The sequence below is a fragment of the Chitinophaga sp. ARDCPP14 genome (assembly GCF_051362515.1).
Classification (GTDB): Bacteria; Bacteroidota; Bacteroidia; order Chitinophagales; family Chitinophagaceae; genus Chitinophaga.
The window spans coordinates 448,260-465,451 of the sequence record NZ_JBKIXB010000006.1 but is presented as its reverse complement, the minus strand read 5'-3'; the positions used below and the strand labels follow the sequence as shown (position 1 = coordinate 465,451).

At 42.0% G+C, this 17,192-nt stretch carries 10 protein-coding genes and 1 pseudogene; 1 reads left to right on the top strand and 10 read right to left on the bottom strand.

Annotated elements, in window-relative coordinates:
- Nucleotides 1-29 precede the first annotated feature (29 nt).
- A pseudogene (locus tag ACLHR0_RS19325) lies at nucleotides 30-494 on the top strand (formylglycine-generating enzyme family protein).
- A gap of 115 nt (nucleotides 495-609) precedes the next feature.
- On the opposite strand, the gene ACLHR0_RS19320 reads toward ACLHR0_RS19325, so the two are convergent.
- The 10 genes from ACLHR0_RS19320 to ACLHR0_RS19275 all read right to left on the bottom strand — a co-directional run bounded on the left by ACLHR0_RS19320 (nucleotide 610) and on the right by ACLHR0_RS19275 (nucleotide 17,180).
- Nucleotides 610-1,320: a hypothetical protein gene (locus ACLHR0_RS19320; protein ID WP_436488807.1), complete on the bottom strand. Its 711-nt coding sequence runs from the start codon at nucleotides 1,318-1,320 to the stop codon at nucleotides 610-612.
- Between the two features lie 162 nt (nucleotides 1,321-1,482).
- On the bottom strand, nucleotides 1,483-2,508 hold the full coding sequence (locus ACLHR0_RS19315; RefSeq protein ID WP_436488805.1) for a hypothetical protein: 1,026 nt from the start codon (nucleotides 2,506-2,508) through the stop codon (nucleotides 1,483-1,485).
- 52 nt (nucleotides 2,509-2,560) lie between these two features.
- Entirely contained in the window at nucleotides 2,561-3,355 is a 795-nt protein-coding gene (locus tag ACLHR0_RS19310; protein WP_436488803.1) for a hypothetical protein, read from the bottom strand.
- A gap of 785 nt (nucleotides 3,356-4,140) precedes the next feature.
- On the bottom strand, nucleotides 4,141-7,422 hold the full coding sequence (locus ACLHR0_RS19305) for a TonB-dependent receptor (RefSeq protein WP_436488801.1): 3,282 nt from the start codon (nucleotides 7,420-7,422) through the stop codon (nucleotides 4,141-4,143).
- 12 nt (nucleotides 7,423-7,434) lie between these two features.
- Nucleotides 7,435-8,424: a fasciclin domain-containing protein gene (locus tag ACLHR0_RS19300; RefSeq protein WP_436488799.1), complete on the bottom strand. Its 990-nt coding sequence runs from the start codon at nucleotides 8,422-8,424 to the stop codon at nucleotides 7,435-7,437.
- Between the two features lie 14 nt (nucleotides 8,425-8,438).
- Nucleotides 8,439-9,830, bottom strand: a complete 1,392-nt coding sequence (locus tag ACLHR0_RS19295; RefSeq protein WP_436488797.1) for a fasciclin domain-containing protein — start codon at nucleotides 9,828-9,830, stop codon at nucleotides 8,439-8,441.
- 20 nt (nucleotides 9,831-9,850) lie between these two features.
- Nucleotides 9,851-11,038 (bottom strand): fasciclin domain-containing protein, encoded by a 1,188-nt coding sequence (locus tag ACLHR0_RS19290; RefSeq protein WP_436488795.1) that lies wholly within the window; start codon nucleotides 11,036-11,038, stop codon nucleotides 9,851-9,853.
- A 9-nt stretch (nucleotides 11,039-11,047) separates the two neighbouring features.
- Nucleotides 11,048-12,292: a hypothetical protein gene (locus tag ACLHR0_RS19285; protein WP_436488793.1), complete on the bottom strand. Its 1,245-nt coding sequence runs from the start codon at nucleotides 12,290-12,292 to the stop codon at nucleotides 11,048-11,050.
- Between the two features lie 6 nt (nucleotides 12,293-12,298).
- On the bottom strand, nucleotides 12,299-13,951 hold the full coding sequence (locus ACLHR0_RS19280) for a DUF4397 domain-containing protein (protein WP_436488791.1): 1,653 nt from the start codon (nucleotides 13,949-13,951) through the stop codon (nucleotides 12,299-12,301).
- A gap of 19 nt (nucleotides 13,952-13,970) precedes the next feature.
- Nucleotides 13,971-17,180 carry a TonB-dependent receptor plug domain-containing protein gene (locus tag ACLHR0_RS19275; RefSeq protein WP_436488789.1) on the bottom strand — a complete coding sequence of 1,070 codons (3,210 nt, stop codon included), beginning with the start codon at nucleotides 17,178-17,180 and terminating at the stop codon, nucleotides 13,971-13,973.
- Between the last annotated feature and the right edge of the window lie 12 nt (nucleotides 17,181-17,192).

Here is a 17,192-nt window from a genome sequence, read left to right as displayed (position 1 = left end):
AGTGAAGCATATAAGTATTTTTTGCAGCAATACAGCTCCAGACATTTATAAAAAAGCTGAATACCCTATCCGGTAAAAACTATCGCCTGCCCACAGAAGCAGAATGGGAGTATGCTGCAAGAGGCGGTACAAAGAGCAAGAAATTTGAATATGCAGGTAGTAATGATATCAATGCGGTAGCCTGAACTTCTGGCAACAGCGGATCAAATACTCATTCTGTTGGACAAAAAGAGGCCAATGAATTGGGATTGTATGATATGTCGGGCAATGTATGGGAATGGTGCAACGATTGGTATGATGCAAACTATTATGGTAAAACTCCGGGAAATGATCCGAAGGGCCCTGCAACAGGACCGCATCGTGTTATCCGCAGCGGTAACTGGAGCCGCGAACCCGCTATCAGCCGCATAGCCTATCGCAACCGCAACAAGATAGGCTACCGCTGGATCGGGTTCCGGCTCGCTTCTTCCCTTTGGGTTACCGAAGATCTTTGAGCTAAAATAAAAAAGAGGTTTGCTTAAAGAGGCCGGAAGGGGTAATCTCGCCAGAATATTTCTCTATTGATGCTTCTAAACTAATGAGGTTTATTTATATACGATGTAGAGAAGCCTATCTATTTGCCAAACACTTTCTAATTGTTCTTCCATTCCAACTAACACAAGCTTTAATATCAAAGCCAGTAATATCTATTTTATCTTGCAATATTTCCTCTTCAGATGGTGCATATTTTTCATCATAATCATAACGAGAGTCACTTGATACTTTTATTTCTGGTTTAGAAACTCTAATCTCCATTAAGCCATAGGAGACATATTCAGAACCGCCACTATCCAAACCCCAGTCATCGAAATCATTGTCTATAAAATATAGTAGGTCTGGTAAAGGCGTCCTTTCTATTGTATTTGATGCAGTTAAAAATTCATCATAGTCTATTTTTTTTTCAAGGTAAGATTTAAAAAGTAAGCCTGTGAGTGAAGCTTTATCAGGATCTTCACACTTATCGATGATATAAAGTAGCTTTTCTCCAACCTTAGTTCTGTATTTATTGCTATCTTCTAACTCGATAATTTGATCTAGTATTTCATCCTCTGAAATGGATTTTAGCTCGTATAAGAATGTTAGCAATTTTTTGACAAACAATCTGTCCTTAATGTTAGTAACTAGATTAAATGAACTTATAATTGTCGAAAGAAACGGCACATCCTTCAAAAAGCCTTCTGCCAAATTTGTATCGATAGCACTCTCGACTAAATCCTTCGTTATGTTCTTAAATTCATTATCTCTGATAACCTGTATCAATTGACCTCCAACTTTACTCATATACATTAATTGTTTATGGTTATTTTATAGAAAGTTGCACACAATGTTTGTATTTCACAATATACGGCGCTTTTATAGTAAATAATATTGCAATGTATTACATTTTAGTATTTAATCAAAAATACCTACCCATGTCTCCATTGACACTTTCGATTCGCAGCATTAGTCTTTATAAGGAATTATATCAATTCTTTTAATTAGGTCGTTATCAAATTCAAATAAATGTTGTGTTTTATAATCTTCTTTTACTGCCATGTTCAAATCTCTAACTATCACATGGGCATCGATCAAAATGTCTTTGCTTTCTAGGACTGAGAATGAAATAGGCTGTATATTTTCTGTTGTAGTTTTCCAAAGCTCTTTCCAATTACTTTTAACTGCGGCGTGGCCCTCAAGGAATTTCTCTGGATCTGAGGTCGGCCAAAGTACGTTTTCGTGTAAGAAGGCGAGAGAATCCCTAACTCTCTTTTCATTTAATGCGGTATAAAGATTTCCAATGATCTTTACCCTTTTGCTCCACTGATTTTTAAAAGCCTCCTTTTCCTTTATCTTTTCTAATTCCTCTGGATTTTGCTTGGTCCATATCCAGCCTTCCAATAATTTAAAAATAGCCTGAGATATTGCTAACATACATTGAACAGCTTCCAGCCTGGATTCATCAGGAACATATTTATCGTACTTACTAACCCTTCCTTCAATAATTCTGCTGTCCGGATCTTTAAGCCTACTTGATGTGAATATGTGCTTTTTACTAAAATGAATAAACCCTGAAGTTTCTTTATACACATTTAACATCCATTCATAATCAATAGATGCTAAAGTTACGAGGTGTTTGTCTTGCATTAAAACTCCATTCTTATCTTTTAACTTATCAATACGATCCCCTTTCATGACATCTGATACAAATTTATTGATATCAGAGACTTGCCATACTGCAAAAAATTGCAGATAAGTATCTAGGTAAGGTCTTACTAAATGAGATGCAGCAATAAAATTCTGTTGTCTAATTAAAGTACTAAAGCCAGAGGTTAGCGATAGCGCTCTATTTACAATTCCAATTGCATAAATGTCAAGGAGAAACATATTTGAATCCGGAAGTATCATTTGCTTAGCGTAATCTTGAAATTGAACATCTAATAAGTCGATTTTATTCAGAGATTGATCAATTTCTCTTTTTAAATTCTCCATAACTTAACTTTTCTATTTTTATAATGTCACATGATAATTTTCGGAGAAATTATTAGGCTCTCAAGATGAAATCAATAAATTTTTCGCCAAATTCTGTGATCGTCATATATATAAAAGGGCTTCCTCCAATAGTATTACCAGCAAAATTATCTTTTAATAGACCTTTCGATAGGAGAATTTGCTTATAATATAGGAATGTATATTCATCAAGGTTATAGAACGAAGGCATCTTGATTGCATCAAGCTCCTTAATTTCAACTTTTAACTTCTTTATCGTTAAATCAGTATCCAGTCGCTGCAGGTTAACCACATCAAAATCGTTGGCAACCCCTTTTTCCTTTAACGCCATTTCCCTGACGACTTTTCCATTCAGAACTGGTAGATTCTGTTCCAATTTATATAACCTAGTATTTTTCTCACTAAATTCTCTTTTCAATATCTTATGATGCTTTAGAATTATTACAGCAATATCGTTCAAGTCATTAGCTAGATCCAGAAATATCTCTGCTTCATCAATTTCAACTTCTGCATTTTCCATAAAATTTAAAAGAATGTCTCTGAACCGAGAATGCTTTTCAGCGGATTTGGTAGCAGTAACGCGTCTGAGAACTGATTCAAATAGATCACCAAAATCTTCCATTTTTAGATTCGCGTTCGCTTCAATTTTATTATTGGTCAGGTATTCCGAAAGCTGAGAAACAAAATTATTAAATCGCTCCTGCTTAATTCTACTACGTATTTCTATATATTCATTGATAAATGCTCCACCAGGAGTAGCACTAAGGATTAATTTTAGAATACTTGCACTAACTTCTTTTGCAACTACCTTATCCTCTAATTTAAACATAACTTAAAGTATATGAGGTTGTTGAATATTTAATTTTTTGAATACGACTATATTGTTAATGATATCAATCGGTTTGATGGTGGCATTACCCAAACATTTAAATGATTGCTATGGTTGTCGATGGTGCCTTTCTCGCCCAGCTGGGTTTTTCTAAATATCCATTATTTGTTTTGTTTCGACTAAAGAAATAAGATAAGCATATTAGTTGATCTGAAAAATAGGACGATCAGTTTATATAGGATGTAATTTTGTCACTTTGTGCTGTTTTGTGCATGAAACCGCCCTATAATGGTCAAATCCTCCATGATAAAGTTCGAAATGTGTCCAGTCGCCCCGACCAACGGAGTCAAAGCATGAAGTTCAAAGCATTGAATTTCATGCTTTTCTGTTTAAAAACAGGGCTATTTTCCGCAGGAACTAAGTGGTGAACCGACCGCCATTATCGGCGCAAACCCTCTACAGTCGCCCACTTTCAGCGGGATTTGATTTACGAATAATTATTTCAACGTATTTCAAGTCATAGCAGCCGTCAAAATAGTGCCTCTCCAAGTCATCTCGTTCAATTCATTTATCGCCAGTTTAAACTAATGGAACTCCCCGCAAATGCTTAACCAGAAAGCATCTTGCGATCATAGATGTACTAGGTGTTTTTCATTTTATTCTTTGTAGACCAATTAAATCTGCAAAGACTAAAAAAATATTTAGCCCATTTTATATCAATTCATGTCAACTCGTTGAGGAACTAAGTGGTGAACTAGGTCCATGATTACTAAATAAAAAGGGATTTAAAAATTATATCTCAAGCCCACCTGCCCTTGTGCTCTTGAACCAAAATAGTCTATTGAATAAGGTTTTCCCGGTTCTCTGAAAGTAAATACAGGGTATTGACCTTGATTTTGTTTTTCAGGAAACTGCGAAGGTATCAGTCCAACGCTTGCCGTGGAATTGAATGTATTTGGTGAAAAATAGACTTTGCCCCAATTGCTGGAAATCAGGTTGGTTACGTTCATAATATCAAAAGAAAGTGTAACGAACTGTTTGCTTTCCCCAAAATGAAACTCCTGCGCCAGGTGAAGGTCTGCGTTAACGTTCCAGGGTGTACGACCAGCATTACGTTCTGTAAAATTACCCCGTCTGGACCGCAGGTAAGCATTTCCATCTATATAACTGTTGAAGGCCATCGCCTGTTGTTCTGCTGTGACAACCGTACTACCTTGTTGCACGTCCTGGAAAAACCGCACCGCTTCCGTTGATTCAGGAATATAGGCCAGGCTCACCTGCTGTGATAATCCCTGCAGACTGTAATTGACGATGCCGTAGGTAAAAGGACTTCCCGACTGTGCACTCACAAACAGGTTCATTATAGTGACCCAGCGATTAGGCCATTCTTTCAGGTAGCCAATGTTTCCAACGATCCTATGCCTGATATCGAAATTGGACCAGGCCAACCCGGCATTGTTAGGATTCAGCGCCTGGTTTAATTGCCAGTTACTCTCCATTGAGTTACGAATACCGTTGAAAACATCTTTAGACTGACCATATGTGTAGGCCAGAGAGAAATTACCTCCCTGTTTAAATTGCTTCCTGATACTGCCGGTGAAAGAGAAACGGTGCCCTAAACCGGTATTGGAAAGCTGGTAAACATTGGTAAACCCTGGATCTGAGGAACCTGGATATACAGGCATTTGATGCTCTTTGTCAAAGCCGTAATAAAGAGGAGCATCCTTTACATTGATCTGTTGAAAGAAAACATCTTTTATCGTTTTTGTATACAGCGCTTCCACACCAAGTGCATAGCCATTATTCGTAGTATGTTCCAGAGCCAGGTTAGTACGTAGCACCTTCGGCATCGTGAACTGATTGTCGATAACATCAATTTGAGTGACGCCTACAGCGGCGTTATTGATAACATGGCCGTTTTGTGCGATGAAATCAGCGATACCATTTACAGAAGGTTTAATGGGGTCCGTTCCCGCCACAAAAGGTTGTTTGTCCGCCCGCTGATCGTAGGCCCCGTAGTGGATGCCTGTGTTATAGTAGGCATAACCCAGCCATGCAAAGGGTATCCGGCCGGTAAACCATCCTGCGCCTCCACGCAGGATCCACTTCCTGTTGCCGGAGATATCGTAACGGAAGCCAATGCGGGGCGATATCTGTAATTTGTTCAGATAATTATTGTCAATCCTGTTCAGAGGCGTATAGTAATAAGTATTGCCAAAATATTCATCTGTCATACTTTCCACAGCCCTTTCGCTTATATCCGGTTTGTCCGGCAACAATGTATAGTCAACCCTTATGCCAGGTGTGATTTGAAATCGTTCAGTTACTTTAATTTCATCCTGCACATAAGCACTCAGCAGGTCAACGTTGAAAACAGCTCCCGGGTTATTCTGAAGATATGATCTTGTGTTATTTGTATAGCTATAACTTCCTCTTACACGATAAGGCCGGTTACCAAGATAATCTTCAATACTAAGATAGTCTACCCGTCCGTTCCAGGCATTAACAAACCCATAGTTGATGTGATATAACTCATTGTGGGTACCAAACAGGAAGGTATGTTTGCCGGTATGCCAGGTAAGATTGTTGGTAATTTCCCATGTTTTTTGTTTCATATCAAATACGGAAGCTTCTCTGTCAGTTCCCATATAGATGGTTGTACCCGGTGTACGACCCCGTATCTGCACCTGTGGCAGGGAAGGATCAGCAGTAGGCATCCGGTAATCATGTATTGTAGTGTAGCCAACAATAAGACTGTTTGACCAGCCGTTGGACAATCTTGTTTTAAGCTCAGCTACTGTAGACACCTGGTTATTGGTCTGCTGATACGCCATCGAACTAAAACGAAAATCTAACTGGTCCCGGTCAAGATTTAAAGACCGGGAGCGAATAGTATTGTTGCGTACGGACAGCTGGTTACGCTCATTGATGTTCCAGTCAATACGATTAAAAAACTTTTCAGATTCGGAACTGGTGTTAAATGCCCCTGCTGTTCCAAAAAAGCCTCTGTCATAACGCTTTTCCGTCTCCGCCTCTATCAGCGCTACATCCTGACTGCTAAGAATACCCGCCACTTCCTGCTGACCAGCTATCAATTGAGCGGGATCCTGCCGCCGGGTAATTTCTTCACTGGTGAAAAAAAACAACTTGTTATGGACTATTGGGAACCCAACTCTAAAACCCGTTTGCCAGTCATAGAAATCCTTATCCATGCTACCCAGTGTACCAGCTTTATCTTTTCCGGTAATACCTGCATTGCGGCCATAGCCATATACGGAACCTGTTACTGTGTTAGTACCACTACGTGTTACGGCATTAATACTGCCACCTGTGAAATTACCAATCTTTACATCAAAAGGCGCCAGGTACACCTGCATGTCTTCTATAACGTCTAATGAAATGGCGTTACTCCGGGTGCCGGATCCGGGTGTACCGGAAGATCCGGTAATTCCTCCTGCAGAAGGACTGAAACCTATCGCGTCATTATTGATAGCACCATCTATCGTAATATTATTATACCTGAAATTGGTGCCTGCAAAAGAGTTGTCTTTGGAAGACTGCGGCACTGTCCGCGTAACATCCTGCAGGCTTCTGCTAATCATTGGAGTGTTGCCAATCTGGGCACGGGATATATTCATTCCGGAACCATGTCGGTTTGCCGCGGGAACCTTTGCCTTTCCTGTACTGATCACAACCTCTTTCAAAACCGCATGCTGTGGCATCAATGCTACCTGCAACTCAAGCGGTGTTCCCAATCGCACTGTAATTTCATTCTGCTGGTACGCTTTCATTCCTGTATAAGAAACGGTGACAGTATAAGGTCCGCCAATGCGAAGATTAGGTATATAAAAAGCTCCTCTTTTATCAGTCCGGGCAGCAAAACTGGTACCTGAAGACGTATGTGATGCTAAGACCGACGCTCCTTCCAGCGGACTCCCCAGGCTATCGCGAACCGTACCGGAAATACTTCCATCTGTTTGTTGCGCCACTGTATGCAACGCTATGGTAATTAAACACAGGAATACGACCAGGACTTTATCCCGGCAAAGACTGAATATAAAATTCATGAGTTGGTAAGTTTATGGAACAAAAATGTTGTCGACAATATGGACTACCCCATTGGAGGCTGCAAGATTTTCTTTTACAAGGCTGGCACTCCAAAGCATTCCGGTGCTGTTGTTTAACCTGCTTAAACGGATGCTGCGAAAACGGCCAGGAGCACCGGGCATGGGCAACAACTGCATTTGTATATCACCATTATCTATCATCGTTTCGGTGTAGTTATCTGTCGCAACATCCGCCATAAAGATGTAGTCATTGATAAAACGCCGTCCGGTTGTAATATGCGCTTTCAGCAAATGTTCGAGCAACGCCGGATCCATACGATAAATACTGTCCGTAGTGGTGATACCAACATTAACAAACGCCTGGTTTGAAGGTGCAAAAACAGTAAAGATATCAGACGAGGTTAGTATCTTATAAAGACCACTGCGCATTACTGCGGCGTTGAAGAAAGTAAGCGTCGATTCATTGCCAACTACCTCCTGCACATTCCCACTGGTTGATGGAAGCAGTACCTGATCCAGCAAATACATATTCCCATTTGGTGTTGGCAGTGCGTTACCTGGAAGCCGGACACCATTTACGGTAATAGCTGTATCCCTGCTATTCTCCCGGCGGCTTATATACACGGGCAACCCGTTGTCCATAAGAAATGTATGAACAGTTGATATCCCAAGCGTATCAAATGAAATCTGTTGGTTTATTACATGATATGGGATTATTTCTGAAAGGAGACCGCTGGCATTTCTGATGTCGACCGCATTACGAATGTTCATCAGGTTGAATGCGGCATTGGACGGGGCCAGTACTGTGAAAGGACCCCGCTGGCTCAAAATGGCGGTATAACCGGATGATTGCATTGCCATGGCAAACAAGGTGAGGTTAAAATTGTTATTGGCTACCGCTGCGATACCTCTGGTATTATAGATATCTTCCTGCACTATGGGATCTTTCGAACAGGCAGAAAACAGCAATATCACCAGTAAATTGATATATATACGTTTCATTAAAATCGGGATTATCATTGTGGGTTTAATAAAAGGTTGTCGATACGATGTATCACACCGTTCAAAGCGGTGATGTTGGAATGCGCCGGTACGATGTAGGCGACCCGGCCATTAGGTATATCGCCTCTGCGCAGGGAGATTCTGCCGCTTTCCTTTCCAAATAACCACTTCATGCTGCCGTTGCTTGCATTGATTGCAAACTCATATGTATTTTCATCAAAAGTGGCCCAGTCATAAAAGTCTATCTTAGTGTCTGTTGTTATCCCTCCCTGTTGCACCGTGGACGATTCGAGATTAGCTGTATATGGTAACGTTCTAAATAAATTTTTGAGTGTTTGCTCATAATTGAAGGCTACACCGAATCCGGCAGTTCTGGTGTAAGCCGGCACAATGAAACTGTAAGACAAAGCTGAATCCATATTGGTGTACATCGGATAGCCGCGACTTACATCCTTGTAAGTATCAGTGGTTACATAGGATTTATTAATAAATCGCTCAATGTCATCAATATCATTGAAACCTGCTTTTCTGAATGCATTGTTATCAGGCGCAAAAACAATATAGGTATTAGCAAACTTATTGCTGGTACCGGCTGGCGTAGGAATGAATTTCTTTAACGTTGACAGATAGTTATTGAAAGGTTCAGCATTTGTGAAAAAAATCTCTTCGTTCCTATCGCCGGGGCTGATACCCGCCTTGTATTCGGTGTATATAGCACTACTTTTTTCCAATGCAGCCAGGTAAAAGCTATAAGCCGTATCAGCGACCAGTTCTTCATACACTGAACGCTCTGGTTTGCGGATTACAGTATCCAGCAGGTATAGTGCGCCATCAGAAGCGTTGATCATCGAGGAAATGGTCCCTGCATGATTGCCGTTCAACACTACCTCTCTTTCATGCCAGGCAAGGTCAAGGCTATAAGTGTATTTCCCGTTATATACAGTACCCCACTCATCTTCATAAGGCACATTGATCCCTTGTATTACCGGGTAAAGCATAGTTCCCCCGACAGTGGGCATCAAGCTGTCTGCCAACAACCGGCCAGGCACCAGGAGGTAAAGCACCAGCGCATTACACTGTTCTCTTGAAAGCGCAGCAGCGCTTGCAAGAGTATAACCTGCCTGTTGCCATGCTGCATCTTTCGGGGCAAACAAGGTGAAAGGCTGATCAGTTTTTCCTGATGCCGTACGGGCACTGTCTAAATAGTGTATGGCATCAGAATTCCGGTATATCACCCGGAAAATACTTAAATCCGGAATAGAATCAATTAACCTGGCGGTTGACACCGGGATCTTTTCCCCATAAGGCAGAGAAGCACCTGCAGAAGGTACTACCTCTTTTACTTTGCTGCAGGAATAGCAGGTACATACCAGGATTATTAATACAGCTAAATTTCTTATTCTCATTAGTAATTGTTTAATGTTCGCTAGCGTTTGACATCGTCCGGCGTCAACAGCAATCCGGACAGCAAATGAACCACACCGTTGTTCAATGTATAGTTGATATAGGTACCTTTCAGACTGCCGGACGTGTTTGATTCTCCGATATAGGGAACCTGATAGCCAGACATTGGATCGCCGTAGTTTGGATAATTTGTGGCATAAGGGCCTAATATCTGGTAAAACCAGAATGAGGATCCACTTCCATCGGGCATTGCCACCTCTTTTGACAGGTCAAAAACAAAACACCCAAAAGGATAATCAATGTGGTAATAACCCCGCATGCACAATGCAAGCCCAGGTTCAGTAGTTGATATCATTAACTCAGGAGGAAAGGTAACGGGAATGCGGGGAGCATTAACCATATCCACAAAAGAATAAAGATCTGACTGGAAGACCCTAATCCTTAAAATATAGCAGTCCATAAACACCTTTTTATAGTGGTTTGTATCCAGGGCATTGATCCAGGCAGCCGTAAGGCCATAGCGTAAGAAAACAGAATCCGGAACAGCTAACACGGTGAGACCATCCTCCTTGATCATAACATTCCACAACCCAAACTTTTTTAGCGCAGCCACGAAAATGGTCATATCCGGCCTTGCAGACAGAAAATCCTGAATATTGGCTGAACTAGCCTTAATCGGTACATCTACCGGATAAACAACACCGTTTAACAAGCTGATACCATATCCGGTGCTCCCTCCACTAATCGTAGGATTCGCTTTTACTCTCACACCGTTTACTGCCAGGTCGCTTTCAAACAATGATATAAACAAGGCATCCCCGTTCCGGTTCGTATATCGCGTATCCAGTGCGCTGGGGAAATCCTCATAAGAAATCCTGCCTGCTATCAAATGTGTTTTAATGAAATGCCTCAAACTGTCGGTGCTCCATTTATCCAGTTCCGCTACGGTATAAATATTCATTGCCTTAAAACCTGCATTTGTTACAGCAAAGACAGTATACAGTCCATTCTGGCTGTTAAGAGAATCGGCCAGATCAGTTTGGGCCAGGGCCGCAGCAAAGATGGAAAAATCGAGATTATTGTTTAAATAATTGGCGGTAGTACTTACCGCAGCAGTACCTGGCGCCACTTTTACAGTCATATCCGGTTTCTGACAGCCTGCCAGCGCTAAGAACAAGCAGGTTACAAATAGTATATTACTTTTCATCATTTTCATATTTTACCTGGACAGCGGTCGTTCATAGACGCGCTGAATACTGGTGAGGTATATCTTTTTATTAATAAACTCCATACTGGATACAGTGGCAAAAGAACGTTGCAGGTAAGGGCCTGAAGCCGCCTGCCTGATTAAGCTGGGCAGCAAAAACCCTGCAGCATGATTGAGGTCATTGTTCCATATTTGGACGCGTCCCTCGTCACTTTCATTTGTAAAAGAAACTGACATCCCGTTAGCCGGAGATGGCGATCCCCCTGCTCCTCCCACTCCGGACGGCGCTACTGCCAGTTGCATCCATTGACGCGACATGATACCGTTTGAGGTGTCTTTCCCTGCGAATAAAGGAATAGCGTTGTAAGCGGCCACCGTTGGCGCCTGCGACCACTGCAGGTTCTGCAAGGGCACATTGTTGTAACCTGGTACAGACGTCTGTCCAATAGCAGGCCTTTGATTGTTCACTAAGGTATAAGGATAAGGTACATCAGGGGTATACAGAAAGTAATACAGATTTACGTTGTCTGCAATAGCACATCCGGTAGCCGTATTGGTGCCAAGAATACTCCTGGAAATTTCAGGATGTGCCTCTGCATAACCTCTGGCACTAAGATTATAGAAGTTTATGTACAGTAACGAATCGGCAAAAGGTATATTTGTAAAGACTTCGTGACGCAAATAAACCAGCGTGGAAAGCTGCGGACTTCTTACATCTTTCTCCAACAGGTTCATAGTATATACCTCTCCTGCTGCAATCTCTAGCGTTGAATCAGCAATAAGCGCATTGACCGTTCTTTCCGTTTCGGGAAGCGTTAAAAAGGGTACGGGGGTAATAGGTCTGATGTAAAATACAAAACGGTGCCGACCGGCAGGTACCTGTGCCCAGCCAGATAAATCAAATCCGTTAATAACGGGTGCAACCGGAACTTTCAGTTTTCCCGGAAACTCCGTGTTTTTGTAATCCGTACCCGCCGCATTGGAAGCTGGAGCTGCATAAGGCTTTCTTACATCTAAAAAATCAGCAATGATAGCTCCGCCTGTAACTACTCCATCTTTATCTATCTGCGGATCTATGATCATAGTTAGAAAAGGTACTTTCTTACCCTTTGTGGTAAGATCTACTTCGTAACTCAATGTATTAAACACCCTCAGATAGGAAGCGTTGTCCACCTTGTTGTAGTCTGATTTTCTGCAACCTGTGGCAACCAATAATATACCGGTAGCCAAACATAAATGACGTATAATCCTATTCATTACTTTCTATTTATTGTGTTTGATAACAATCAGCTTAGGTTGATTCACATTATCATAATGACCAACAAGTGCTACGGTATACACACCTGCTTCGCCAACCGGCAACCCATCTGAGTAAAATTCAGCAGGAAGATGAATAAAGTTTGTTGGTGAAAGTGGTGATACCCCTTCTAACCGATTGCCTGGAATAAACCCGGGCCGGGAGGCATAAGCTTCTATTACCGTATTATTCAGGCTGATATAAGGATAAGGTAATGCCACGGCATCAGGAGCTGTTCCATACTTCAGGTTAACTGCAGCGGAAGGATAACCCGTTGTTCCGGAAGTAAGTGATGCCCCGTTCCTGGCAGTGAAGCTCACATAAGGAAGCTCAGGACAAAAATTCATAAAACGGGTCTGCAAATTCATGGCCATTATTGAAACCGGGTCAAATACTGCTGTACTACCATCGGAGCCATCTTCATTGGAAGCATTATTAATAATTCCGCTCATGTTATTTTGAAGGATCGTAGTGGCAATCTGTTTGTCTGCCGCCGGATAAAATGCTACCGTGAAATTATCGCCTCCCTTTACACTTATTTTTTGTTCTTTTTCCACGGTGCCGCTTCCATTCACCCATTTTATCATGTGTACACCGGTGGTAAGAATAACATAATCACTTGCCTGCCCAAAAAGGATGGACGGTAGCGGTTTTTCATCTACAAACACATTGAGCACTTCATCGGGGAAAGCATTTGCAACCTGTATCCTTGCGTAAGATAGATTTACAGCAGGGTTGAGATCTGTTATCACTGTGAACATATTTACCGGGTAGGGCACTGCAAAAGGATCCCTGGCCATCTTTAGAGATACTGCAATAGTATAAACACCCCCCGGCTGGAATACGCGACGCTGGGTATAATAGAAAAGCGTATTGGCTATTCTGAAATCTTCTGCACCGTAAATGTTCAGGGAGGAAGCCAGCGGATATTGTCTGGCTGTTCCATCTATCAGCATTCTGAATTCGTAGGTACCATAGGGTATCTCAGTGTACTCAGACCAATGTCCCTTAGCAATGCCGGAAGTGGCAGCACTTACCGGCTGGCCATTTGCATAGCCAAGACTAAGCGTTTCATCTGTACCACTACCAGCAACAGCGTCAGAGGCCAGGTTCACTACCCGTATGAGTATATTTTGCGGCTGTGATGGTTTTGCTACTGGTCGGGGTATGGGAGTCAACAAACCTGGTGCTGTATAATCCTGCACGTTATAATAATAATCCAGCGGATTAGTATAACTGTCTTCTATTTCTGTTGTTATTCCCGGGCCACTTCCGCCCAATTCCACCAGCGCTTTTCCTTTGGCATCTATAAATTCAGCAGGAATAAAATAAGTGCTCCCCAGTTTGCCTGTAGTGGGAAAATATGGGGTGGGATAAGGAGGATTGTCCGGTCCACCTACTGTTGTTAGACCAGCCCCCCAATTAGATAATTTTTTCCCATTTACCATGATATCCATTCCTCCTGCCAGTACCACCCTGGTGCGCGAGGGCGTGATATTTTCGCTATAGGGATCTTTACGACCAGCCTCTTCTTTTTCCTTACTGCAGGATGATAATAATACGATTGCCAACAGCAGGCTATAACAAAGCGCCTTACAGAATATTCTCTTCGTTTTCATAATACTATATTCTCTTACCTTAAAACAATTGATAAGTAAAGCCTGCCATCCATTCTGTTCCACGCTTATAACTTCTCCTGATATATTTATCTCCATAAAAAGTGCTGCCAGTACCAGGATTATTGTAGGTTTCTTCAAAGGCGGCATTTAATAAGTTCTTTGCATAACCCTTGAATAACAAACGCCGTGTTATCTTTTGGCTCCATACGAGGTCCAGCATCTCAACCGGGTTGCTGTATACATCAGGAGTACCATCCATACTAATCTGGATTAACCGCTCTCCCACCATATTGAAGTTGATGCTTACGTCACTGCCAGACTTCTGATTTGTATAGTTGATATAAGCATTGATTGAATATGGAGCCTGTTCAAATAGCGGTGAATTTTTGGGTGATTGGCGGTCAATGATCCTGGCTGCTTCCAAACGCTCATCTGTCTTTACGACATCGCTTTGTACTAATGATATATTTGTGCCGGTGTAAAAATTCTGCAGTACTGATGTGATACGACCCAGGTCTTTTACAACTTCCAGTTCAATGCCCCATACCTTACCCCGGTTCGGGTTATTGCGGTAGGCTATTGTCGGGAATTCAGGGAAAGCAGCACTGGTACCGGCAGTATTGAGCGCAAAAACTTTCTCAAGCTGGTTATCTATTTGTTTACCAAAGAGAGAGAAAGCCAGCACCTCTCTTGTATGTGGAAACCATTCCCATCTGAAATCATAACTCCTGGTATGTTGATTAATTAATGAGGGATTACCTACCACCAAAGCCTGCTGAAAAGGGTCGAAATCAAATATGTTGGTCATTTCCCTTATTTCTGGTCTTGCCAGTGTGGTATTATAAGCCAGCCGCACATTCATAAGAGATGTAAGATTGTAGGTCAGGTTTACAGAATAATACGGTTTATACTTCACTGCATAACGGGAAACCGGGTTAACGAAAATCGGTGCCACATTGCCTTTTGTAATAGCAGGATCGACAAATACATTAGCGGTATCCACCTTACTCTGAATAGTTGTCTTCTCAAAACGAACACCGCCTGCCATTCTCAATTTAGAAAGAGGATGCAGGTCTAACATTCCATAAAGTGCATTGGTCTCGTAAAATCCAATATAATTATTGGGCGAGCGGCGGCTGTTGTAGAGAAAACCATTCACCAGCGGTGCACCTTCCGGAGTATTAGCTGAAGAAGGATGTACGCCAATATTATTGTAGCCTACCAATTGATCCAGATTACCCCTCACCGCGTACAATGGATATTGTGCATTGGCTGAAGCGTTAGCCCCCGGCAAAGCCATCTGATACTCTGAAAAATCACGTTCCCTGTATAAATAATTGGCTCCCGTTTTAAACTCTTGCGTATTGCCAAAAAGTTTAAAAGGAATAATTACGTCAGCTTTATAATTGTAGTTCACTTCACTCATATTCCTAAAACGCCTGCCATTCGGATCTGCCTGTATAAGCCCATAAGTACCATAGCCGGTTACATAACCGGATACCAGACTGTAATGTGCCGGACTTCCTATGTATTGTGGATCGCCTCCGCCACCATTATTGGGCACAGGGTAGTAACCACCTCCCTGGGGATAGTATTCTACCAGGTTAGTAAAGCGATAGTCAGGGTTATTGTGGGAGGCTTTTGAAGAGGCCAGGTTATAGCTGAGGCGTGGGGCTAATTCACCCCTTCCGAACTTATGTTCTCCCTGCAGGTTATAGGTATTAAATACCCGGTAGGTTTGCTTAAGTGAGTAAATGGTGCTATAAATAGGACCGCTAAAACCGCTTGTATAACTATAAGAGCCGTTTAAATGCGAAGCCTGTGTTTCTGCTCCTCTACTGCCCATATACTGAAAACTGAATTCATGATTTGCGTTAATCCGGTACGCAAGCCCGGCCAGAAAACCATAATTCAATGTTTGCGTGCCTGTATTTTCTTTGTAGGAAAGGTATTTACCCAAGCGGGGATTATTAGGTGATATATAGGCAGGGATATTTCTGGGCTGGTGAATGTAGGGGCTTCCGGTAATGACACCCTCATAAATACTATACTGATTAAGTGTGCCACCGGTAATGTCAACAGACCGGTTATAATAACTTGCGCCCAATATTACACCAATTTTTTGTACCCCTGCAATCGTAAAAGAGTTACCATAAGAAATACTATAAATACCGTCCAGGGGAGCACGTTTATACCTCGTGGTAAGCACCGGGTCTAACTGGTGCATAATCCTGTTGATGCGGCTCACTTCCTGTAATAAGGACGGATCGTTGTTGGCTCCGGCAATCAAACGCTGAATAGATGCCAGTCCCCCAGGATATTGCGTACTTAGTGCCTTGAACTCCTGACTTAAATTATGATCATTTATTTTTTGTCCCAGGAATCCCATATCACCATTGTAATAGCTATTTACCTTTCCTCCCAATCCAACACTGGTATTACTTCCCTGTTGAATGGTGATTGACAGGGTTTGGATAGTGGGAATTGACTTCGTTTTCAATTCCACGATTCCACCTGCCGCATCAGCCGGTTTATCAGGTGTAACTGACTTAAACACTACGATATTATCAAGGAGATTAGCAGGCACCAGGTCCAATGGTATCGCACTCCTATCAGGATCTGACGAAGAAAGCCTGATTCCATTCAGCTGACCGATCACACTTCTGTCACCAAGCCCCCTGACTGCAACATATTTGTCATCCGTCACTGTTACACCGGCCACCCTTTGTAATGCCTGGGAAGTAGTAATACTGCCAGTTTTTTCTATATTTTCTGCTGAGATCCCATCAGAAATAGTTGCTGCATTCTTACGATCATTCAGTAATGCTGATTGTGTATTAAGTTTTCTTTTTGCCGACACCACCACCTCAGATATAAGTTTCGTATTAGCATTCATTCGTACCTGTAGCACCTTCTCGGCTATGACAGTAATTGTTTGTCCGAGATAGCCATTCTTTGTAAAAATCAGCATGCCGACTGAATCACGCCCTGTTAGCGTAAAGTTGCCATCTTTATCACTTGCCGTTTTGTCAATAAGCCTGGATACTGCGTTAAGAAGAAAAATTTCTACTTCGTCCAGCCGTTTCCCTGTTTTCAAATCTGTGACAACACCACTGAATTTAAAAGACGATGTGCTATTGCTCGTTTTTTTCCTCGCGCCGGGCCTGACTGAGATGATACCGCCCAGTATTTCAAACTCGATACCCGTTTTTTGCTTTAGCTTAGTCATTACCTCAGCTAT